This is a genomic window from Inquilinus sp. 2KB_23, assembly GCF_052115705.1.
GTDB classification, from domain to species: Bacteria; Pseudomonadota; Alphaproteobacteria; order DSM-16000; family Inquilinaceae; genus Inquilinus; species Inquilinus ginsengisoli_A.
In genome coordinates this window covers 1-20,792 of sequence record NZ_JBFRHF010000023.1, presented here as the reverse complement: position 1 = coordinate 20,792, position 20,792 = coordinate 1, and the positions used below count along the sequence as shown (strand labels likewise).

16 protein-coding genes, 1 tRNA gene and 2 pseudogenes are annotated in these 20,792 nt (G+C 70.0%); 8 read left to right on the top strand and 11 right to left on the bottom strand.

Going from position 1 to position 20,792, the window contains the following annotated elements:
* Positions 1-171: 171 nt before the first annotated feature.
* The 3 genes from AB4112_RS25660 to AB4112_RS25650 all read right to left on the bottom strand — a co-directional run bounded on the left by AB4112_RS25660 (position 172) and on the right by AB4112_RS25650 (position 3,590).
* Positions 172-1,800: an NAD-dependent malic enzyme gene (locus AB4112_RS25660; protein ID WP_441723796.1), complete on the bottom strand. Its 1,629-nt coding sequence runs from the start codon at positions 1,798-1,800 to the stop codon at positions 172-174.
* Between the two features lie 101 nt (positions 1,801-1,901).
* Complete coding sequence (locus AB4112_RS25655) at positions 1,902-3,281, bottom strand: aldehyde dehydrogenase family protein (RefSeq protein WP_441723794.1); 1,380 nt, start codon at positions 3,279-3,281, stop codon at positions 1,902-1,904.
* A 234-nt stretch (positions 3,282-3,515) separates the two neighbouring features.
* Positions 3,516-3,590, bottom strand: a tRNA-Val gene (locus AB4112_RS25650).
* 138 nt (positions 3,591-3,728) lie between these two features.
* On the opposite strand from AB4112_RS25650, the gene AB4112_RS25645 reads away from it, so the two are divergent.
* Positions 3,729-4,610, top strand: coding sequence for an N-formylglutamate amidohydrolase (locus AB4112_RS25645; protein WP_309798430.1), 882 nt, complete (start codon positions 3,729-3,731; stop codon positions 4,608-4,610).
* Positions 4,611-4,814: 204 nt separating this feature from the next.
* Positions 4,815-6,368, top strand: coding sequence for a calcium-binding protein (locus AB4112_RS25640; RefSeq protein WP_441723792.1), 1,554 nt, complete (start codon positions 4,815-4,817; stop codon positions 6,366-6,368).
* Between the two features lie 339 nt (positions 6,369-6,707).
* Here the strand turns inward: AB4112_RS25640 and nth are convergent, their stop codons facing one another.
* A complete protein-coding gene (nth, locus tag AB4112_RS25635) occupies positions 6,708-7,352 on the bottom strand; it encodes an endonuclease III (protein ID WP_309798434.1) in 645 nt (214 codons plus the stop codon).
* Positions 7,353-7,368: 16 nt separating this feature from the next.
* On the opposite strand from nth, the gene AB4112_RS25630 reads away from it, so the two are divergent.
* The 3 genes from AB4112_RS25630 (at position 7,369) to AB4112_RS25620 (ending at position 9,822) form a co-directional block, all read left to right on the top strand.
* A complete protein-coding gene (locus AB4112_RS25630) occupies positions 7,369-7,959 on the top strand; it encodes a DUF2244 domain-containing protein (RefSeq protein WP_309798436.1) in 591 nt (196 codons plus the stop codon).
* Between the two features lie 17 nt (positions 7,960-7,976).
* On the top strand, positions 7,977-8,876 hold the full coding sequence (locus AB4112_RS25625) for a creatininase family protein (protein WP_441723789.1): 900 nt from the start codon (positions 7,977-7,979) through the stop codon (positions 8,874-8,876).
* Positions 8,877-8,940: 64 nt separating this feature from the next.
* Positions 8,941-9,822, top strand: a complete 882-nt coding sequence (locus AB4112_RS25620; protein ID WP_441723787.1) for a methylated-DNA--[protein]-cysteine S-methyltransferase — start codon at positions 8,941-8,943, stop codon at positions 9,820-9,822.
* 36 nt (positions 9,823-9,858) lie between these two features.
* Here AB4112_RS25620 and dapB read toward each other — a convergent pair whose 3' ends face one another.
* From dapB to AB4112_RS25600, 4 genes are all read right to left on the bottom strand, one after another.
* A complete protein-coding gene (gene dapB, locus AB4112_RS25615; protein ID WP_441723917.1) occupies positions 9,859-10,656 on the bottom strand; it encodes a 4-hydroxy-tetrahydrodipicolinate reductase in 798 nt (265 codons plus the stop codon).
* 52 nt (positions 10,657-10,708) lie between these two features.
* Positions 10,709-11,842, bottom strand: coding sequence for a molecular chaperone DnaJ (dnaJ, locus tag AB4112_RS25610; protein ID WP_309798444.1), 1,134 nt, complete (start codon positions 11,840-11,842; stop codon positions 10,709-10,711).
* Between the two features lie 133 nt (positions 11,843-11,975).
* Complete coding sequence (gene dnaK / locus AB4112_RS25605) at positions 11,976-13,892, bottom strand: molecular chaperone DnaK (protein ID WP_441723785.1); 1,917 nt, start codon at positions 13,890-13,892, stop codon at positions 11,976-11,978.
* 162 nt (positions 13,893-14,054) lie between these two features.
* Positions 14,055-14,681 (bottom strand): rhomboid family intramembrane serine protease, encoded by a 627-nt coding sequence (locus tag AB4112_RS25600; RefSeq protein ID WP_309798448.1) that lies wholly within the window; start codon positions 14,679-14,681, stop codon positions 14,055-14,057.
* A gap of 326 nt (positions 14,682-15,007) precedes the next feature.
* On the opposite strand from AB4112_RS25600, the gene AB4112_RS25595 reads away from it, so the two are divergent.
* A complete protein-coding gene (locus AB4112_RS25595) occupies positions 15,008-16,306 on the top strand; it encodes a hemolysin family protein (protein WP_309798450.1) in 1,299 nt (432 codons plus the stop codon).
* 136 nt (positions 16,307-16,442) lie between these two features.
* Here AB4112_RS25595 and AB4112_RS25590 read toward each other — a convergent pair whose 3' ends face one another.
* A complete protein-coding gene (locus AB4112_RS25590; RefSeq protein WP_441723782.1) occupies positions 16,443-17,615 on the bottom strand; it encodes an enolase C-terminal domain-like protein in 1,173 nt (390 codons plus the stop codon).
* A 106-nt stretch (positions 17,616-17,721) separates the two neighbouring features.
* On the opposite strand from AB4112_RS25590, the pseudogene AB4112_RS25585 reads away from it, so the two are divergent.
* Both AB4112_RS25585 and AB4112_RS25580 read left to right on the top strand, forming a co-directional pair.
* Positions 17,722-17,958, top strand: a pseudogene (locus AB4112_RS25585) (phospholipase domain-containing protein); the annotation flags it as partial.
* Between the two features lie 40 nt (positions 17,959-17,998).
* Entirely contained in the window at positions 17,999-18,202 is a 204-nt protein-coding gene (locus tag AB4112_RS25580; RefSeq protein ID WP_309798453.1) for a phospholipase domain-containing protein, read from the top strand.
* 34 nt (positions 18,203-18,236) lie between these two features.
* Here the strand turns inward: AB4112_RS25580 and AB4112_RS25575 are convergent, their stop codons facing one another.
* Positions 18,237-19,010 (bottom strand): hypothetical protein, encoded by a 774-nt coding sequence (locus tag AB4112_RS25575; protein ID WP_441723780.1) that lies wholly within the window; start codon positions 19,008-19,010, stop codon positions 18,237-18,239.
* 59 nt (positions 19,011-19,069) lie between these two features.
* Positions 19,070-20,792 (bottom strand): annotated as a pseudogene (locus tag AB4112_RS25570) (chromosome partitioning protein ParA); the annotation flags it as partial.

The following is a 20,792-nucleotide window of genomic DNA, read 5'->3' as shown; positions in this document are numbered from 1 at the left end:
GACGGGACAGTGGGCTCGCGAGCCTATCGCGGGCGATCTCCACGAACCTGCATCACGGACACCCTTGTCCTGGTGCCGGGACGTTGGGGCCTCCTTACCAGGCAAAGCTCCGCCAGCGACGACGGCCCCTCTCTATCGGAGCCGTTGCCGGTGGCGGCCTCGTGCGCCAGGTCACCCGGGATAGACGGGCTTGTAGGCCTTGGCCTCGATCTGCGCCTTGACGTCGTCCGGCCGCGCCACGCGGGCGAGGCCATGGTCGTAGATGTATTCCGCGACCTTGGTGGCGACATGCAGCGAGGCGGCCAGGATCTGGCTCTGCGGCGGATAGATCAGCCCCTTCTCCAGGCTGTCCTCGCCGACCTGCTCGGCCACCGCGCGGGCGGCGACGATGAACATCTCCTCGGTGACGCGCGTCGCCTCGGTGGCGTAGACCGCCATGCCCATCGCCGGGAAGATGTAGACATTGTTGCCCTGGCCGGGGACGAAGCGCTTGCCGTCGACCTCGACCGGCGGGAACGGGCTGCCGCTGGCGAACACCGCCCGGCCCTGCGACCAGCGATACGCCTCCTCCGCCGTGCATTCGGAGCGCGAGGTCGGGTTGGAATAGGGGAAGATGATCGGCCGGTCGTTGACCTCGGCCATCGCCTCGATCACATGCTGGTTGAACAGCTTGGGCACGGTGCTGACGCCGATGATGCCGTTCGGCTTCAGCACCTTCACGGCCTCGGTGAAATCATGGATCGGGTCGCGGTCGAGCGCGAAGGGCCGCTGGAACTCCGCGAGGTCGGTGCGCGACGTCACCATCAGGCCGTTGATGTCGAACAGCGCGTTGCGCTTGCGCGCCTCGGCGATATCAAGCCCTTCCAGCGCCATCGCCTGCGACAGCAGCTCGGCGATGCCGGTCGCGGCCGACCCGCCGCCGAGGAACAGGAAGCGCTGGTCGGCCAGCTTGCCGCCGGTGATGCGCAGGCTGGCGTAGATGCCGGCCAGCGCCACCGCCGCGGTGCCCTGGATGTCGTCGTTGTAGGTGCAGACCTTGTCGCGGTAGGCCGCGAGGATCGGCACCGCATTGACGTTGGCGAAGTCCTCCCACTGGATGCAGCACTTCGGGTAGAGAAGCTGTACCGCCTCGACGAATTCGGCGATGAAGGCGTGGTAGTCGTCGCCGCGCACCCGCTCCTCGCGCAGGCCGAGATAGAGCGGGTCGTCGAGCAGGTCCTGGTTGTTGGTGCCGACGTCGAGCACGATCGGCAGGCACACCTCCGGCGGCACCCCGGCGCAGGCGGTGTAGAGCGACAGCTTGCCGATCGGGATGCCCATGCCACCCAGGCCGAGATCGCCCAGGCCGAGGATCCGCTCGCCATCGGTAACGACGATGAAGCGCACATCCGGCTGCGGCCAGTGGCCCATCAGCTCCTTCAGCCGGCCCTTGGCCGTGATCGGCAGATACAGGCCACGCGCCGCCCGGAAGATGTGGTTGAACTTCTGGCAGGCCTCGCCGACCGTCGGGGTGTAGACCAGCGGCATGAAGGTCGCCGGGTCGGACATCAGCACCGCGTAGAACAGCGTCTCGTTCCGCGCCTGCAGGTCGGACAGCAGCAGGTACTTCTGCAGGTCGACGTCGAGATTCGCCAGCTCGGTGTGGATGCGGGCGACCTGGTGTTCCAGCGAACTCGGCGTCGGCGGCAGCAGCCCCTCCAGCCCGTGCCGGCGGCGCTCTTCCTCGGTGAAGGCGCTGCCCTTGTTGGATCTGGGGTCGCGCAGCAGGGCATAGCCGGTGCGGGGCGTGTCGGAAGCCATGGCAATCTCTCCCGTCAAGGCGGTGCGGCGGATCGGCTTCAGGCTAAGATCCCGGGTGGAAATCCCGGCGCGACATGGCGCCGCGCCCGGGCCTATTCCCCTCAGGATTTGAACACGATCATCTTCTCCTGGGTCATCTCGCGCATCGTCCAGGGAATGCCGCCGATGCCGGCGCCGGATTGCCGCTGGCCGGCGAAGGGCATCCAGTCGGTGCGGAAGGCGGTGTGGTCGTTGATCATCACCGCCGAACCGTCCAGCCGCGGCGCCACCTGCAGCGCGAAGCCGAGATCCTGGGTGAAGACGGCCGACTGGAAGGCCACCGGCAGGCTGTTGGCGGCCTGGATCGCCGTCCCGACCTCCGAGAAGCCGTAGACGCAGGTCACCGGGCCGAACACCTCCTCGCGCGACACCCTGGCGCCGGCCGGCGGGTCGACCAGCACGGCGGGGGCAAGCGTGGTGTCGGACAGGCGCGTGCCACCGGTGGGGACCTGGGCGCCGCCGGCCTTCGCCTCCTCGATCCACGACAGCACCCGGTCCGCCTCGCGCGGCAGGATCAGCGGCCCGACCTCGGTCGCCGGCAGCAGCGGGTCGCCGACCTTCAGGGCCTGCACCGCCGCGGTGAAGCGGGTCACGAACTCGGCCTTCACGGCGTCATGGACGAAGATGCGCTGGACCGATACGCAGACCTGGCCGGCATGGTAGTAGCCGCCCTTCACCAGCGACGGGATCGCCCGGTCGAGATCCGCGCTGCGATCGACGATGACGGGTGCGGCGCCGCCATGTTCCAGCGCGCTGCGGGTGCCCGGCGCCAGCTTGCTGTGCAGGTGCCAGCCGACGCGCGCCGAGCCGATGAAGCTGAGGAATGCCACGCGCGGATCGGTCGCCAGCGCCTCCGCCAGCGCGTTGCCTTCGGGCAGGAAGGTCTGGCACCACGGCTCCGGCAGCCCCGCCTCGCGCACCAGCGCCACGAATTCCAGGCAGCTCAGCGGCGTGGTCGCGGCCGGCTTGATGATGACCGGGCAACCCACCGCGATCGCCGGCACCACCTGGTGCACGATCAGGTTCAGCGGGTGGTTGAAGGCGGAGATCGCGGCGACGACCCCGATCGGCTCCTTGATGGTGAAGGCCAGGCGCCCGGTGCTGGCCGGGGTCAGGCCCATCGGGATCTCGCGGCCGGCGAAATTCCGCAGCTCGTCCGCCGCGTTCTGCACGCCGTCGACCGCGCGGCGTGCCTCGACCAGGGCGTCGGTCAGCGGCTTGCCGCCCTCGCGCGCGATCAGCCGGGCGAAATGGTCGACCTTGCCGGCCAGCAGCTCCGCCAGGCGGCGCAGAATGGCGATGCGTTGATGCGGCGGCAGCCATCCGTCGCGGTCCAGGAACACCCGGCGGGCGGCCGCCAGCTTGGCCTCCAGCGCGCCGGCGTCGTCCGACGGCACCTCGGCGAAGGGGACGCGGTCATAGGCCTGAACGACCTCGATCATGGTCTTTCCTCGGTGTTCGGTTCACGCCGCTCAGCCCAGCCTAGGGATCGGCGCATGAGGTGCAGGATCAGATGGCGCATGGATCATAGCGGCAGGCGGACGCCGTACCACCTGCATGCCGAAGCTGAGCGGTCGAGGGGTCAGGATGAGCGCACGACGGCGGAACATCCGCGCATCGGAGCTGGTCCCCCAGAGGGGAGGGCTCTCTAAACTTTGGAAATCCTGGAGTTCCGGTGGTGGGCGCGACAGGGATTGAACCTGTGACCCCTACGATGTCAACGTAGTGCTCTCCCGCTGAGCTACGCGCCCGGCACCGGGAAGGACGACCGAAGCCGGTCGTCCGCGGGAGCGCCGATGTAGCATCATCCCCTGGAGGGTGCAAGCGTCAAACCATATAGCTCAACTGGCACCGTCGACAGCCCTCGGGCGCTGGGATATGACGGTGGCATGGATGGTCAACTCGCCTCGCAGTCGCCGGCGTCCGACGCGGTGGCGATCGCCCTGCCGTCGGGCCCCCGCCTTCCCGTCGTCGTCGCCTCGCCGCACAGCGGCCGCGACTACCCGAGGGCGTTCCTCGACGCCGCGCGGCTCGACCCGCACACGCTGCGCCGGTCCGAGGACGGCTTCGTCGACGAGATCTTCGGCGAGGTGCCGGCGCGTGGCGTGCCGCTGCTGCGCGCGCTGTTCCCGCGCGCCTTCCTCGACGTCAACCGCGAGGCCTTCGAGCTCGACCCCGAGATGTTCGACGATGCGCTGCCGGGCTGGGTCAACACCCGCTCGCCGCGCGTCGTCGCCGGGCTCGGCACCATCGCCCGCATCGTCGCCCAGGGGAAGGACATCTACCGCGGCAAGCTGCGCTTCGCCGAGGCGGTGGAGCGGGTCGAGCGCTACTACACCCCCTATCACGCCGCGCTGCGCCGGCTGGTCGACGAGACCCGGACCGAATTCGGCCGCACCATCCTGCTCGATGCGCATTCGATGCCGTCGCAGGGCGCCTCGCGCACGCCCGGCGGCCGCTCGGTCGACATCGTGCTGGGAGACTGCTACGGCAGCGCCTGCGCCCCCGCGGTGACCGAGGCGGCCGAGCAGTGGCTGACCGGCTGCGGCTACGCCGTCACCCGCAACACCCCCTATGCCGGCGGTTTCACCACCCGGCATTACGGCCGGCCGCGCGCGGGCGTCCATGCGCTGCAGATCGAGCTGAACCGGGCGCTGTATATGGAAGAGGCGACGCTGGCCCCGACCAAGGGCCTCGCCCGGCTGACGGCCGACATGACGGATTTCGTCGCCGCCCTGGGCGCCATCGAGCCCGAGGCGCTGCTGCGCTGACGCCGCAGGAGAGGTGCTGAGCGATCGCGGACAGGTGATGCGGTCTGCTGCATAAGATGCCAAATCGGGATCCTTAAGAATTTGTTGGGCAATCTCTGAATTGCCAAAGATTTCATATGTCACCCGATAGATCTCGCGTGACATCATCGGGTAACCCGGCTCCCCGAGGTTCAGAACCTCAACAACATCTGCGGGAGCAAGGCGATGAGCCTTCTGCATGGAACCAACGGCGACGATGTTCTGACGGGCTCCGATTCAGCAGACCTGGTGCTGGGGGAGGACGGCAACGACACCATCGCGGGCAATGCCGGCAATGACCACCTGTTCGGTGGGGCCGGCGACGACAATATCAACACCGGCGCCGGCGACGACATCGTCCATGGCGGCACCGGCAACGACACCATTGGTGGCATGGCTGGCCACGACATCGTCTTCGGCGACGCCGGCGACGATGTGATCGCCTGGAACGATCCGACCGGCGACACCGTCTTCGGCGGTGCCGGCAACGACCACATCATCGGCAGCGACACCGCGGCCGACATCAGCCATGGCGGCGATGGCGACGACGTCATCCAGGCCTTCACCACCACCGCCGCGAACGCCACCGCGGGCGACCACCTGTTCGGCGGCAACGGCAATGACACCCTGATCGGTGGCGACGGCAACGACGTCATCCAGGGCGGCAACGGCGACGACACCATCACCGGCAATGGCGGTGTCGACCACCTCTCCGGCGGGGCCGGCGACGACACCATCAACACCGGCGCGGGCGACGACATCGTCCATGGCGGCAGCGGTGCCGACCACATCGGCGGCATGGCCGGCCACGACACCGTCTTCGGCGATGCCGGCGACGACGTCATCGCCTGGAACGACCCGACCGGGGACACCGTCTTCGGCGGCGACGGCAACGACACCATCACCGGCAGCGACGTCGCGGCCGACGTGATCTTCGGCGGCGCGGGCGACGATGTCCTCCAGGGCTTCACCACCACCGCCGCGGCGGCCACCGGTGCCGACCGGATCGATGGCGGCGACGGCAACGACACGATCATCGGCGGCAGCGGCGCGGACCGGATCGACGGCGGCAACGGCAATGACAATATCAGCGGCGGCGACGGTGCCGACCACCTGAACGGCGGGGCCGGGGACGACACCATCAACACCGGCGCGGGCGACGACATCGTCCATGGCGGCGACGGTGCCGACCACATCGGCGGCATGGCCGGCCACGACACCGTGTTCGGCGACGGCGGTGACGACGTCATCCAGTGGAACGACGCCACCGGCGACACCGTCTTCGGCGGTGCCGGCAACGACCAGATTATCGGCAGCGACACCGCGTCCGACATCAGCCATGGCGGCGACGGCGACGACCTGGTCCAGGCCTTCACCACCACCGCGGCGAACGCCACCGCCGGGGACCAGCTGTTCGGCGACGCCGGCAACGACCGGGTCATCGGCGGCGACGGGGCCGACCACATCGAGGGCGGCGCCGGCAACGACATCCTCACCGGCAATGGCGGCGCGGACACCTTCACCTTCCACAATCTTCAGGCCGGCAACGACACCATCACCGACTTCAACGTGAACCAGGACCGGATCAGCCTGGTCGGCTTCGGTCACGGTTTCGACCCGCTGGCGCATCTCAGCGACAGCGCGGATGGCGCCGTGCTGGATCTCGGCGGCGGCAACCACGTCACCCTGGAACATGTCGAGGCCGCCCACCTCACGGCCGCGGACTTCGTGTTCGTCTGACGCCCCTCGCGGTGCTCCCCCCACCGCGATGGGCCTGAGGTTCGGCGACTCGGCATGGCTCCCCCCACCCCGGAATGGGATTCCCCCATCCCTTCCCGGGTGGGGGGAGCTTCCGTTCGGGATCCAGCCCGTATTTCTCACACTCCCTGCGTCCTGTGCCGGTTCAAAATGCCGACGGGGCAGGAGAGCGGCGCAGCGCGATGCGGTGGCATCGGGCCAGCCGTTCGACGCACCCTGTCGGCATTTTCAACCGGCCCGAAGGGTCGTCTTGCGGCGGCCCGCCCCGCATCCGACTCACCGCAAGACGACGCAGGGTGTAGGGAGTGTGAGAAATGCGGGCTAGGCGGGAAGCGTGACCGTCTTGTCCGGCCAGGCGCACAGGTCGGTGACCACGCAGCCGGGGCACAGCGGCTTGCGCGCCTTGCAGGTGTAGCGGCCGTGCAGGATCAGCCAGTGATGCGCGTGCCGCTTCCAGCGGTCCGGCGTCACCCGCTCCAGCACCTTCTCGACCGCGTCCGGCGTCTTGCCGGGGGCCAGGCCGGTGCGGTTCGAGACCCGGAAGATATGGGTGTCGACGGCGATGGTCGGCTCGCCGAAGGCGACGTTGAGCACCACATTGGCGGTCTTGCGGCCGACGCCCGGCAGCGCCTCCAGCGCGGCGCGGTCGCGCGGCACCTCGCCGCCATGCTGCCGCAGCAGGATCTGCGACAGCGCGATGACGTTCTTGGCCTTCGTGTTGTAAAGGCCGATGGTGCGGATGTAGCGCGACAGCCCCTCGACCCCCAGCGCCGCGATCTTTTCCGGCGTGTCGGCGACGGCGTAGAGCGGGCCGGTGGCCTTGTTCACCCCGACATCGGTCGCCTGGGCGGACAGCACCACCGCGACCAGCAGGGTGAAGGGGCTGTGATAGATCAGCTCGGTCTCCGGCTCCGGCGTGCGGGCGGCGAGGCGGGCGTAGAAATCGTCGATGGCGGCGGGCTTCATGCGGCGCAGCCTAGCGATGCGAGGGCGCTTCGACCATTGCCATGCGGCGGGCCAGCACTATGCTTTCGGCATGCGCAGCAGCAGCCTCACCCGGATCGGCGCCACCGGCGCCGTCGCGGATCCCGGTCCGATCCTGTTCGAACGCCTGCTGCGTCCCAAGCGCAGCCTCGGCCGGGTCGGGTTTTGGATCGTCATCGGCGTGGTCGGCGCCACCAGCCTGTTCAACGGCCTGCTGTTCCTGGCGCTCGGCGCCTGGCCGGTGTTCGGCTTCTACGGCCTCGACGCGCTGCTGCTGTATTTCCTGATGCGGCTGAACCTGCGCCGGGCCGAGCGCAGCTGGGAGACCATCCGCCTGACCGCGGAGCGGCTGGTGATCGAGCATGGCGACCATCGCGGCGTGTCGCACCGGATCGAGCTGCAGCCCTATTGGCTGCGCGTCGCGGTCGACCGCAGCGAGGTCGGGCAGAACCGCATCACCCTGGCCAGCCACGGCCAGCGCATCGGCATCGGCGGCTTCCTGGCGCCGGCCGACCGCGCCGGGCTGGCGCGCGACCTGTCGGCGGCGCTGGACCGGCTGCGCGGCGGGGCCGGGCCGGACGAAGACTGACGCCGAAGGAGAGGTTGATGGACGAGGTGCGCTGGGAGCGGATGTTTCCGGATCAGCTGGAACGCCGCTTCGCCGAATCGCCGGTGCTGTACCTGACCTACGGGCTGTGCGAACCGCACGGCCCGCACAACGCGGTCGGGCTCGACACCCTGAAGGCGCACGGCATCGCCTGTGCCGCGGCGCGACTCGGCGGCGGCATCGTCGCCCCGCCGGACCATTGGCACATCCATGAGGTCGGCGACTACGCGATCTGGGCCCGCGATACGGTGGGCGAGGTGGCGCGCGACTGGATGACGGCGGTGCCGCCCTGGCACCATTTCAAATCGATCTGCTACCAGCTGCGCGCCGCCGACCGCATCGGCTTCAAGGCGGTGATCCTGCTGACCGGGCATTACGGCCAGAACTACCGCGATCTCGCCACCATGGTCGAACTGGTGCAGCCCTTCATCGGCGCCCGGCTGCATTCCCTGCCGGATTTCGAGGCCGACCCGGCAGGGTTCGACGGCGACGGCCGCGCCGGCGGCGACCATGCCGGGCGGATCGAGACCTCGCAGCTCTGGGCGATCGAGCCGGATTGCGTCGACAGCTCGCGCCTGCCGCCGGCGGATGCGCCGGGGCCGCATTTCGCCATGGGGCCGGATGCGGCCCGGGCCCGGCGCCGCGACGGCGAGGCGATGGTGGCGCGCCAGGCCGAATGGCTGGCGGCGAAGGCGCGCGAGCTGCTGGCGGCGCATGACGCGGCCCGGCCCACGGCCCGCTTGCTCGGGTTCCGCGATGTCGAGCGGCTGTGGGACACTGTGGTGGCGCCGGCCCTGCCGGGCTTCCTGACCATGCAGCGCGACGGCTACGGCCTGGACCGGACGGTGCCGCCGGACAGCCGCTGGCACCTCAACTGGCTGGCGGCGGAGGAGGGCTGAGCCTCCCGCCGCCATCGCAAGAACCGGGTTGTTGGCAGCGGCCGCCGGCACGACATTGACAGCCATGAGCACGCATCCCGCATCCAGCCCGGCCGACGGGGACGAGCCCTTCCATGAGGCGATCTCCCGGGCCATCGCCATCCTGGTGGAGCGGCGCGAGGATCCGCCGGACCTGACCGCGCTGGCCGCCGAGGTCGGGCTGCACCCGCACCACTTCCAGCGGGTGTTCTCGCGCTGGGTCGGCATCAGCCCGAAGCGCTTCGTCCAGTATCTGCGGCTCGACCACGCCAAACGGCTGCTCAGCGCGCCGACCAGCCTGCTCGACGCCGCGCTCGACACCGGCCTGTCCGGCCCGTCGCGGCTGCACGACCTGTTCGTCACCTGCGAGGCGATGACCCCGGGCGACTGGAAGGGGCGCGGCGCCGGGCTGACCATCCGCTGGGGCCTCCATGCCAGTCCCTTCGGCCCCTGCCTGATCGGCACCACCGACCGCGGCGTGTGCTGGTTCAGCTTCGTGGTCGGCGGCGAGGCCGCGGCGATCGCCGAATTCGCCGGGGAATGGCCGGGGGCCGAGTTGGTGCGCGACCAGGCGGCGACGGCGGAGGTCGCGGCGCGGATGTTCGCGCCGGTCGCCGGCCCGGCGACAGGCACCCTGCCGCTGCCGGTGCTGCTGCGCGGCACCAACTTCCAGGTCAAGGTGTGGGAGGCGCTGCTGTCGATCCCCTCCGGCCGGGTCGCAAGCTATGGCGACGTCGCCGCCGCGATCGGCCGCCCGTCCGCCAGCCGGGCCGTCGGCGGCGCGGTCGGGTCCAACCCGGTCTCGGTGCTGATCCCCTGCCACCGCGTCATCCGCTCCAGCGGCGTCATCCACAACTACCGCTGGGGCGCCGACAAGAAACAGGCGCTGCTGGCCTGGGAAGCGGCGCGGACCAGCGCCGCGGCTTAGGGATTCGGGTCGGCCGCAGGCCGCGAAATCCGGGCGTCAGCCCAGGCCCAGCACGTCGGTCATGGAATAGAGGCCGGGGGCGCGGCCGCGGCCCCACAGCGCGGCCTTGAGCGCGCCGCGGGCGAAGATGCCGCGGTCGGTCGCCCGGTGCGCCAGCTCGATGCGCTCGCCGGCGCCGGCCAGGATCACCGTGTGCTCGCCGACCACGTCGCCGCCGCGCAGCGTGGCGAAGCCGATGGCGCCGTCGGGGCGCCTGCCGTCGCGGTCGACGGCGCGCGCGGCATCGAAGTCGACGCCGCGGCCTTCGGCGGCGGCGCGGCCCAGCAGGATCGCGGTGCCGGAGGGGGCGTCGATCTTGTGGCGGTGGTGCATCTCCACCACCTCGATGTCCCAGCCGGCATCCAGCGCCCGTGCCGCCTGGCGCACCAGCGCGGCCAGCACGTTGATGCCCAGGCCCATATTGTAGGACTGCACCACCGGCGTGTGCCGCGCGGCACGGCCCAGCGCCGCCAGATCCTCGGCCGAGAAGCCGGTGGTGCCGACCACATGCACCGCCTTGCCTTGCGCCGCCAGCGCGGAGAAGCGCACCGAGGCCTCGGGCCGAGTGAAGTCGACCACCGCGTCGGCGGTGGCGAACAGCTGCACCGGGTCGTCGCCGACCACGACACCGCAGGCCGCCCGCCCGGCCAGCAGGCCGGCGTCCTGGCCGACCGCGGGGCTGCCCTCGTTGGCGATGGCGCCGTGCAGCACGACCGAGCCGTCCTGGATGTCCAGCACGGTCTGGATCAGCATCCGGCCCATGCGGCCGGCCGCCCCGGTGATGCCGAGCTTCAGGGCGCCCTCGATCGGGCGCGGGGTGTCGCCGGCGGTCATCGGGTCGCGATCCTCATTCCTTGAAGAATTCCTTCACCTTGGCGAAGAAGCCCTGGCTTTCCGGGCTGCTGCCGCCGCCGCCCTCGCGCTCGAACTCCTCGAGCAGTTCGCGCTGGCGCTTGCTGATGTTGACCGGGGTCTCGACCTGCAGCTCGACATACATGTCGCCGCGGCCGGGCGAGCGCAGCACCGACATGCCCTTGCCGCGCAGCCGGAAGCGGGCGCCGGACTGGGTGCCGGCCGGCACCGTGATCTTGGCGCGGCCGCCGTCGATCGCCGGGATCTCGATCGGCCCGCCCAGCGCCGCCGTCGCCATCGGGATCGGCGCCTTGCAGAACAGGTCGGCGCCGTCGCGCTGGAACAGAGCGTGCGGCCGGATCGACAGGAAGATGTAGAGGTCGCCGGGCGGGGCGCCGCGCGCGCCGCTCTCGCCCTCGTTCGACAGCCGGATCCGGGTGCCGTCGTCGACGCCCGGCGGGATGTCGACCTTCAGCGTCTTGTCCTTGCGGGTGCGACCAGAGCCGCTGCAGGCGCGGCACGGATTCTTGATCACCCGGCCCTGGCCGCCGCAGCCGGGGCAGGTGCGTTCGACCGTGAAGAAGCCCTGGGAGGCGCGGACCCGGCCGGCGCCGCCGCAGGTCGGGCAGGTCACCGGCTGGCTGCCGGGTTCGGCGCCCGACCCGTCGCAGACCTCGCAGGCGATCGAGGACGGCACCTTGACCGTGGCCTGCTTGCCCTGGAACGCGTCTTCCAGCGAGATCTCGAGGTTGAAGCGGACATCGGCGCCGCGGCCGGCCTGGGCGCGCTGGCCACCGCCGCCGCGCCGCCCGCCCATGAAGTCGCCGAACATCTCCTCGAAGATGTCGGCGAAGCCGCCGGATCCGAAATCGGGCCCGCCGCCGCCGCGCGGACCGCCGCCGCCCTCGAAGGCGGCGTGGCCGAAGCGGTCATAGGCGGCACGCTTCTGATCGTCCTTCAGGACGTCATAGGCCTCGCTGATTTCCTTGAACTTGTGCTCGGCGTCCTTGTTCCCGGGGTTGCGGTCCGGGTGGAACTGCATCGCCAGCTTGCGGTAGGCCTTCTTGATCTCGTCCGCGCCGGCGCCGCGCGCAACCCCCAAGAGCTCGTAAAAGTCCTGCTTCGCCATCCGCATCCTCGTGCCGCACCGGGAGAGCCGCACGGCCCCGGCCCGGATGAAAACCGCCCCCGCGCGGCCCCGTCGGGGACCTCGCGGGGGCGGTGTCTGCCCTCAATCGTGTGTCGCGATCACCGAGTCGCGGTCACGCCGACTTCTTCTTCTTGTCGTCGTCGACTTCCTCGAAATCGGCGTCGACCACGCCCTCTTCCGGCTTCGCCGAAGCCTGCTCGCCCTCGGGGGCGGCGCCGGTCTCCTGGCTGGCCTTGTACATGGCCTCGCCGATCTTCATCGCGGCCTGGGCCAGCGCGTCGGTCTTGGCCTTGATCTGGGCCGCGTCCTCGCCGGTCAGCGCCGTCTTCAGCTCGGCGATCGCGCTCTCGACCGCGGCCTTCTCGGCCGCATCGATCTTGTCGCCATGCTCGACCAGCTGCTTCTCGGTGGTGTGGACCAGCGCGTCGGCGTGGTTCCTGGCCTCGACCACTTCGCGCCGCGCCTTGTCGGCCACGGCATTGGCCTCGGCGTCGCGCACCATCTTGTCGATGTCGCCGTCCGACAGGCCGCCCGAGGCCTGGATGCGGATCGCCTGCTCCTTGCCGGTCGCCTTGTCCTTGGCGCTGACATTGACCAGGCCGTTGGCGTCGATGTCGAAGGTGACCTCGACCTGCGGCATGCCGCGCGGGGCCGGCGGCAGCCCGACCAGGTCGAACTGGCCCAGCAGCTTGTTGTCGGCCGCCATCTCGCGCTCGCCCTGGAACACGCGGATTGTCACCGCGGTCTGGTTGTCCTCGGCGGTCGAGAAGGTCTGGCTCTTCTTGGTCGGGATCGTGGTGTTGCGCTCGATCAGCCGGGTGAACACGCCGCCCAGCGTCTCGATGCCGAGGGACAGCGGGGTGACGTCGAGCAGCAGGACATCCTTGACCTCGCCCTTCAGCACGCCGCCCTGGATCGCCGCGCCGATGGCCACGACCTCATCCGGGTTGACACCGCGGTTCGGCTCCTTGCCGAAGATCTGCTTCACCGTCTCGATGACCTTGGGCATGCGGGTCATGCCGCCGACCAGGATCACCTCGTCGATCTCGCTGGCCTTCAGCCCGGCGTCGCGCAGCGCGGCGCGGCACGGCTCGACCGTGCGCTGGATCAGGTCGTCGACCAGCGCCTCGAGCTTCGCCCGGGTCAGCTTGATGTTCAGGTGCTTCGGCCCGGTGGCGTCGGCGGTGATGAAGGGCAGGTTGACCTCGGTCTGCACCGAAGAGGACAGCTCGATCTTGGCCTTCTCGGCCGCTTCCTTCAGGCGCTGCAGCGCAAGGCGATCCTTACGCAGGTCGATGCCCTGCTCCTTTTTGAACTCGTCGGCCAGATAGTCGATGATCTTGGCGTCGAAATCCTCGCCGCCGAGGAAGGTGTCGCCATTGGTCGACTTCACCTCGAACACGCCGTCGCCGATCTCGAGCACCGAGACGTCGAAGGTGCCGCCGCCGAGGTCGTAGACCGCGATCGTGCCGCTGGCCTTCTTGTCCAGGCCGTAGGCCAGGGCGGCCGCCGTCGGCTCGTTGATGATGCGCAGCACTTCCAGCCCGGCGATCCGGCCGGCATCCTTGGTGGCCTGGCGCTGGCTGTCGTTGAAGTAGGCCGGGACGGTGATGACCGCCTGGGTGACCTTCTCGCCCAGGAAGTTCTCGGCCGTCTCCTTCATCTTCTGCAGGATGAAGGCGCTGATCTGGCTGGGGGCGAACTTCTCGCCGCGCGACTGGACCCAGGCGTCGCCATTGTCGCCGGACACGATCTGGTACGGCACCAGGTCCTTGTCCTTCTGGGTCATCGGGTCGTCGTAGCGGCGACCGATCAGGCGCTTGACCGCGAAGATGGTGTTCTCGGGGTTGGTCACGGCCTGGCGCTTGGCCGCCTGACCGACCAGCCGCTCACCCGATTCGGTGAAGGCGACGATCGACGGCGTGGTGCGCGCGCCTTCCGCGTTCTCGATCACACGGCCCTGCGCCCCGTCCATGATGGCAACGCAGGAATTCGTGGTGCCGAGGTCGATACCGATGACTTTGCTCATCTCTTCCTCATTCCTTCAGCAGGTCGCGTCTGGCCCTCGGTGAGGCACCGCCGGGACCCCCAATCAATGATATGCCGCCCGCGGGCAGCGTCGCTCCCACGGTCATATAGGCGGGGCGTCCACGGGCTGCAACGTCGAGTCTTCAGGATTGTGACGCCGGGCCTATGCGCGCTTCGGCGTGCCGAGGAGGATGCCGGCCAGGAAGCCGCCGATATGGGCCTGCCAGGCGATCTGGGCGTCCAGCCCCATCAGCCCGCCCCCCAGCAGGGCGAACAGGACGTTGGCGATGACGGTGAAGCCGATCAGGTTCATCGCCAGCCGCCGCCGGGCCGGGTCGTGGGTCGCCAGCATCAGCCGGCAGAACGCGCCGATGCAGCCGGACACCGCGCCCGAGGCACCGTACAGCTGGATCTCCTGCCCCCAGCTGGCGGCGACCTGGACCAGCGCCGCCGCCACCGTGGTGGCCAGCAGCAGCACGATGTAGCGGCGCTTGCCGAACTGGCGTTCGCAGACGCTGCCGAAGGCCAGGAAGAAGCCGAGATTGGCGACCAGGTGGATCGGCTCGACATGGATGAAGGCGTAGAACACCAGCGAGGAGATGACCGTCAGCGCATCCAGCGCCGTCCACCGGTCGAGTTCCTCAAAGTAAACCGGGACCACGACCATGCGGTTGATGATCGGTCCCCACAGCGTCTCCGGCAGCAGGTGGATCGCGGCGAAGACGGCGACCAGGACGACGCTGAGCCACATCGTGATCGGCGGGACGTTGAAGATCGGCTGGCGCGACATGGCCTCTCGGCTCTCATGGGGATCCCGGCCTCATACAGGAGCGGGGGCCGGACCGGAAGCCCGCGCGGTGCCGCGCAGGCCGGGATCCCGGGATCGATTCGGCCCATGATCCCGTTCTGAAGGACAGGATGACCGGATTCGCCATCATCGAGGCGCCGTCGACCCTGGGGATGCCATCGCCGCGCCCTTCGTGGCAGCGCTGATCGCCGGCCTGTCGGATGATGACGGCCGTGACGGTGGACGCGGGGGCGCCTGACCGGCTATCTCATCGGCATCATGCCTGCCGAAACCGAAGAGACGGACGAACCTCCGTCTAGCATCCGCCGATGATCGTCGAAATCGTCATCGTCGTGCTGCTGATCCTGGTCAACGCCTTCTTCGCGATGTCGGAGATGGCGCTGGTCAACGCCCGCCGGGCCCGCCTGCAAGGCATGGCCGAGGCGGGCCATCGCGGCGCCCGCGCCGCCCTCACCCTGGCCGAAGATCCCAGCCGCCTGCTGTCCACCGTGCAGGTCGGCATCACCCTGGTCGGCATCTTCGCCGGCGCCTTCGGCGGCGCCACCCTGTCGGTGCCGCTGCGCGACTGGCTGGCGACCCAGCCGGTGGTCGGGCCCTGGGCCGACGGGCTGTCCTTCGCCCTGGTGGTGTTCGCCATCACCTATTTCTCGCTGATCGTCGGCGAGCTGGTGCCGAAGCGCATCGCCCTGAACCACGCCGAGACCATCGCCGCCCGGGTCGCCCGGCCGATGCAGCGGATCGCCTCGGTCGGCGCACCGGTGGTGTGGCTGCTGCAGCGGTCGACCGAGCTGGTGCTGCGCCTGCTTGGCATCTCCTCGGTCCAGGGCCAGACGGTGACCGAGGAAGAGGTCAAGTCGCTGATCGCCGAGGGCACCGAGGCCGGCGTCTTCGTCGAGGCCGAGCGCGAGATGATCGAGGGCGTGCTGCGCCTGGCCGACCGGTCGGTGCGTTCGATCATGACGCCGCGGCACGAGATGGTGTGGATCGACCTCGACGACAGCCCGGACGAGATCCGCAAGACCATCTCGTCGAGCGGGTGCAGCCGGTTCCCGGTGGCGCGCGGCTCGCTGGACGAGCTCGAAGGCATGGTCCAGACCAAGGACATGCTCGACCGCATGCTGCAGGGCGGGCCGTTCGACATCGCCGAGACCATGCGCCCGCCGCTGGTGGTGCCGGACGGCACGCCGGCGCTGAAGCTGCTGCAGACCTTCCGCAGCTCCGCCATCCACCTCGCGGTGGTGGTGGACGAATACGGCAGCGTCGAGGGGTTGGTGACGCCCAGCGATATCCTGTCGGCGATCGCGGGCGAGGTCGGCGACCTCAGCATCGACGCCGACGGCTATTCGATCGTGCGGCGCGAAGACGGCAGCTGGCTGGTCGACGCCATGACCCCGATCGACGAGGTCGAGCGGCTGCTGCGCCTGCGCGGCCTGCGTTCGCCGGAGGACGACTACCACACCCTGGCCGGCTTCGTGCTCTGGCACCTCGGCCGCATGCCGAAGGTGGCGGAGAGCTTCGTCGAGAACGGGATGCGCTACGAGGTCATGGACATGGACGGCAACCGCATCGACAAGGTGCTGGTGCGGGTCGAGATGACCGAGCCTTAGAGACCGTTTGGAAACGCGCCGGCGCGGCCGCCTGATGGCGGTTCCTGCGCTTCCGGTGCTCACGGACCGAACGTCCGCTGCGCTCCAGCATCGACGGCAGCACCGCGCGGGTGCAGTGCCAGGCGCCCTCCTCGCGTCACCAGTCCACCACGGTGCCGTCGGGCATGACGGCGTCGCGGGTCGGGAAGGGTTCCTGTTCGAAGGGATGCTTCGCGGCGACCTTGAGGTCGACCTCGACGCCCAGCCCCGGCGCCTCGGGCACCGCCCAGGCGCTGCCCTCGCGCCGGATCGGGCCCTGGACCACCTCGAAATACCAGGGCACGGCGCCGGTCATCTCCTCCTGGATCACGAAGTTCGGCGTCGCCACGTCGTAATGCAGCGCCGCCACCCCGGCGATCGGCCCCAGCGGGTTGTGCGGGGCGATGCCGCAGCCGGCGACCTCGGCCAGCGCCGCGATCCGCCGCGCCTCGGTCAGCCCGCCGCAATGGCACAGGTCGGGCTGGGCGATGGCGATGGCGCGGGCCTCCAGCAGCGGCGCGAATTCCAGGGCGCTGGTCAGCCTCTCACCGGCCGCGACCGGCACCGGTGATCGCGCCGCGATCTGCTTCATCGACGCCACGTCGCCGGGCGGGATCGGCTCCTCCACGAACAGCGGCCGGGCCGGGGCCAGCGCCTCGATATAGGCCAGGGCGGCGGTGGGCGAGGCGGGGCGGCCGTGGAAGTCGACCATGATCTCGATGCCCGGCCCGACCGCGGCGCGCAGGTCGGCCATGGCCCGGCCCAGGCTGTCGATCTGGGCGACGCCGGCGGTGTAGTGGGTGTAGGGCACGTTGACGATCTTGAAGGCGTCGTAGCCGGCCTCGACCACGGCCAGGCCGCGCTCGACCAGCGGGCCCGCCTCCATGGTGCCGTAGACCGCGTTCATCTCGCCCATGCCGAGATGGGTGTAGACCGGCACCCGGTCGCGCAGCTTGCCGCCCAGCAGGCGCCACACCGGCACGCCCAGCGCCTTGCCCAGGATGTCCCACAGCGCGATCTCGACGCCCGATAGCGCGGTCATGCCGATCACGCCCAGCATCCAGAAGCCCTGCTTCTTCACCGCCCGCACCGCGGCCTCGATGTCGCGCGGGTCGCGGCCGATCAGCAGCGGCGCGATGTCCTCGACCGCGCCGGTGACGGCGCGGGTCTTCCATTCCAGCGTCGCCTCGCCCCAGCCGTAGAGGCCGGGCTGGTCGGTCAGGACCCGGACGAACACCCAGTTGCGCAGCCCGGCATTGACGACATGCGTCTCGATCGCGGTGATCTTCACTCGGCCGTCCCTCACGATGTCGTTGAACGAATCATATGATCAAAGGGGTCGGGCCGCATCGGCTCTTCGTCTCCGCGACGTCTGTCTGTCATCTTGATCGCCTAGGATGCCGGCCCGCCGTTCCAGCCGGATGCGAGGCCGAGCCAGAACCACGCCCGATACGCCGCAGCCGCTCTATCAGGAGGCTGGGACGCGGCCGTCGCGGGCGCTGCCCTGCGAGCTGCATGTGAATGCCCGCGTCGCGGCCGGCGGCCGGGTGACGCTGGACTTCGCCAACACCGGCGCCCAAGGGGCGGTGTTTCGCGTCTACGACAATCTGCATCTCGACCGCATCCCGCGCCGCTACACGGTCGAGGCCGGCAAGCGGCTCGAGGATGGCTGGGATGCCGATGCCAGCGGGGGACCAGGGCACGCTGACGGTGGCGCCGGGCGCGACCGCGAGCCGGCGCTGGAGCCGGGCGGACAGCGCCGGCTGGTACGATTTCACCATCGCCGCCGACGGCTTCGAACGCCGCTTCGCCGGCCGCCTCGAAACCGGCCGGCCCGGCGTCAGCGACCCGGCCATGGCACTGCATCTGGCGATCTGAGGGGCAGGGGCGGCCCGCCGCATCCGTCGGGCCGTCAGCGGGCTTCGCCTCCAGGCCTGGGTGCCAGCAGTGCTTCCAGGTCACTGCAGCCTTTCAGGTCTCTGGCTCCGGGCATGACCGGAGTCTCCGTCATGGCGTCGTGCGTCGACCTCAAGAGGGCGTCGCGGTCCAGGGTCTGGCGACCCGGGGCGAGCAGTCCTGGAAGCACAGCGTGCAAGGCGTCGTTGAGGGGGTGGGAATTGTCGGCAGCGAAGATCCCCGCGCACACGACACCAAAGGACGAGACGATCCATCCCTCCTCCTTTTCGATCCAGAATTGATAGGTGCTCTTCTGGTCGACCGCGGCCTCGGGAGCGGCGGTCTCGTAGGCGTCAATGAATGCAGCAGCGCAACGAATTGAAAAAGCCATCCCCGGCCCAATCTCAGTCTGATGCTGTACTATTCTTTTTAATATCTTCGTATCTAGAATCTCTAGTCCATCAAGACGCTCAAAAACATAAGACTTCCATATGATCATTCCGGTTAGGCAAATTTTATCTAGAGCTTGAAGATCCCTTGCTTCGACTGGATTCGCGATCTGCAGGACGTCCAAATTCCATGCAGCATCCAATATTGCGGCTGCGGCTGGATCGGCCATGCCCGGAATGCCGCTTCCATCGGTGCCTGTGGGAGCCATCTTTCTGAACGCGTCGAAGGCGGCTTGGCTCGCGGCCAGGGCACCGGCCAAGGCATCGATATCGGCCTTTGCGGGCGCGCCGGTCAGAATCAGCGCGGCGATCAGACCGGCCCGGGCCTTCATTCCCATCATGATGCGAAGCCCCCCCTCACCTTCGATTGCCAGGCCGTTGCGCCGACCGATGCCCGATCCTACACCGCCAGTTCCCGCTGGTGCGGCTGGGCGTGGCGGATGGCCTGTTCGAGGTCGACCGAGACCAGCTGGCTGACGCCGCGCTCCATCATGGTCACGCCGTACAGCCGGTTCACCCGCGCCATGGTCATGCGGTGATGGGTGATGATCAGGAAGCGGGTGCGGCCGCTTTCGGCCATCTCGGACAGCAGCGTGCACAGCCGGTCGACATTGGCGTCGTCCAGCGGCGCGTCGACCTCGTCCAGCACGCAGATCGGCGCCGGGTTGGTCAGGAACACCGCGAAGATCAGCGCTGCGGCGGTCAGCGCCTGCTCGCCGCCCGACAGCAGCGACAGGTGCTGCAGCTTCTTGCCCGGCGGGCTGGCGTAGATCTCCAGCCCGGCCTCCAGCGGGTCCTCGGTGTCGGTCAGGGCCAGATGGGCCTTGCCGCCGCCGAACAGCCGGGTGAACAGTGCCCGGAAATGGCCGTCGACCACGTCGAAGCTGGCCACCAGCCGTTCCCGCGCCTCGCGGTTCAGCGAAGCGATGCCCTGGCGCAGCTTGGCGATGGCGGCGGTCAGGTCCTCCTTCTCCGCCGCCAGCCGGGTGTGCTGGGATTCGATCTCGACGATCTCGACCTCGGCCCGCAGGTTGACCGGGCCGATGGTCTCGCGCTCGCGGCTCAGCCGGTCCAGCTTGCGGGCGATCTCCTCGGCATCCGGCCGTGGGGCGTCAGGGTCCAGACCCGCCAGCGCGGCGACGGCCTCGGGCTCGCAGTCCAGCCGCTCGGCAATGCGGATCTTCAGCCCGTCCACCGCGGTCTGGCYGGCGACCACCGCGGCCTCGCCGCGCACCCGGCCCTCGCGCGCCTCGGCCAGGGCCGATTCGGCGGCGCGCAGGGCGCGGTCGGCGGCGTCCTGGCGCTGCTCGCCCACCGCCAGGGCATCGGCCGCTAGCCGGCGCGCCCGCTCCGCCGTGTCGATCTGGCCGATCAGGGTCTCGCGCCGCGCCGCGATCTCGGCCGGTTTGGCGTCCAGCTCGATCAGCGTCGCGTGCGCCTCCTCCAGCCGCGCCTCCAGCTCGGCCAGCCGGTCGGCGCTGCCGCGGGCCCGGCTGTCCCAGCCCTGGACCTCGCTCTCGATGGTGCGCAGCCGGTTGCGCCGGCCGCCGGCCTCGCGCTGCAGCCGCTCCAGCCCCGACTGCCGGGCGCCCAGCGCCGAGCGGGCCTCGGCCAGTGACGAGCGGATCTCGCTCACCGCCCGGCGCTGGGCCTCGCCATCCGGCAGGGCCTCGATCTCGCCGGCGATGTCCTCGCGCTCGCGGCCGGCCTCGTCGCGGTCGGTCGACAGCCGCTCGGCCTGGGCCGTCAGCGCCGCCAGCCGGCTGCGCCGCGCCGCCTCGGCCTGGGCCGCCTTGCTCTGCGCCTCGCGCGCCCGGCCGATGGCGGCCACCGCCTCCTGCTGGCTGCGCCGGGCGGCGCGGTCGGTGTCCTGGGCGGTCTGCGCCGCCTGGCGGGCCGTATCCATCGCCCGGCGCGCCGAGCCGGCGGCATCCGCGGCGGTCTCGAGCTGCGCCTCCAGCTGTTCCAGCCGGTTGCGCTGCTGCAGCCGCGCCGCGGCGGGGGAGGGGGCGCCCGGCCGGGCCACCAGCCCGTCCCAGCGCCAGCGGCCGCCGGCCCTGGTCACCAGCGCCTGGCCGGGCGCCAGCGCCGGCAGCAGCGCCTCGGCGGCGGCGGCATCGGCG